This window comes from Mycobacterium sp. TH-M82 (genome assembly GCF_057473605.1).
This window is the reverse complement of the sequence record NZ_JBYCKY010000334.1, coordinates 1-1,442: the sequence shown is the minus strand read 5'-3', so window position 1 is coordinate 1,442 and position 1,442 is coordinate 1. Positions and strand designations below refer to the sequence as shown.

The 1,442-nt window shown below is 71.2% G+C and carries 2 protein-coding genes; both read right to left on the bottom strand.

Annotation, left to right across the window (positions count from 1 at the left end; all coding sequences use genetic code 11):
• Positions 1-784: crotonase/enoyl-CoA hydratase family protein (locus AC2VON_RS10430; protein WP_486952889.1), on the bottom strand; the 784-nt coding region annotated here is incomplete at its 3' end.
• A partial coding sequence (locus tag AC2VON_RS10425; protein WP_486952888.1) for an acyl-CoA dehydrogenase family protein occupies positions 781-1,442 on the bottom strand: 662 nt, incomplete at its 5' end. The genes AC2VON_RS10425 and AC2VON_RS10430, both read right to left, overlap by 4 nt.

Genomic DNA, 1,442 nt, shown 5'->3' with positions numbered 1-1,442 from the left:
TGGTGGCCACCCCCTGGGCCAGCAGCGCCGAGTTCAACGCCAGCTTGACCATGATCAACTGGTTGACCGGCATCGCCGCGATCCGGGCCACCAGCCGCTCGGTGCGCTCGTCGAGGTCGTCGGGGGCCGGCGCCTCCACCGCCAGACCCCATTCGGCGGCCTGCGCGCCGGTGATGCAATCCCCGGTCAGTAGGAGCCTTTTCGCGCGCTGGTCACCGATCCGGTGCGCCCACAGCCCGGCGGCCGGCACCCCCCACACCCGGGTCGGCGGGTAGCCGATCTTGGCGTCCGCGGCGGCGATCACCTGGTCGGCGTGCAGAGCGATGTCGGTGCCGCCGGCCACGCAGTAGCCGTGGATCTTGACCACCGTCGGCTTGTCGGCGTACATCAGGCTGGCGAACCCGCGGACGAAACGGCTCATCATCTGGTAGTCGATCATCGGGTCCCACGGCTGGTTGGGCAGATGGTTGGCCGCCTGGGTCTGGCCGTCCAGCACGGTGCCCGCATAGCCGCGGCCGCCGCCCGCCGAGGACGACCCTTCGGCGTAGGCGCTCAGATCGAATCCGCCGCAGAAGCCCTCGCCACGGCCCGACACCAGGATGACGTGCACGCCGGGGTCCAGGTCGGCCCGCTCGACCAGCGCGGAGAGTTCCAGCGGGGTGTCGGCGACGATCGCGTTGCCCTGCTCCGGCCGGTTGAAGGTGATCCGGGCGATCCGGCCGGTGACCTCATAGGTCATCGTCCTCAGGTTGTCGAAGTCGACCGGCCGGATCGCGTGGGTCATCCCTTCACCAGGGCGCGCTCGAGGATCGACGCGATGTCCAGCCCGGCCGGCAGGGTGCCGAACGCCCCGCCGTGCTGCCCGTCGAGCCGGCTCGCCAGGAAAGCCTCGGCCACCGCCGGATGCCCGTGGCGCACCATCAGCGCACCCTGCAGCGCCAGGCAGATGTCCTCGGCGACCTTGCGGGCCCGGTATTGGATCGTCTCGTGGTCACCGAGCTGTGACTTCAGCGCATCGATGTGCGCGTCGAGCCGCCGGTCCTGACCGGCGGCCTGCGCCAGTTCGTCGAAGAGGACCGCCACCGAGTCCGGGTGGGTCGCCGCGGCGCGCAACGTGTCTAGCGCGCCGACGTTGCCCGAGCCCTCCCAGATGCCCATCAGTGGCGCCTCCCGGTACAGCCGGGGCATGCCGGAGTCCTCGATGTAGCCGTTGCCGCCCAGGCATTCCATCGCCTCGGCGGCGTGCGGGGTGGCCTGCTTGCACACCCAGTACTTGGTGGCCGCCAAGCCGATTCGGCGCAGCAGGCCCTCGCGGTCGGCGCCCTCGTCGCCGTGCGCCGCGTGATCGGTGGCGCCGGCCATCCGCATCGCGACCATGGTGGCGGCCTCGGCCTCCACCGCCAGGTCGGCCAGCACGTTGCGCATCAGCGGCTGGTCGATCA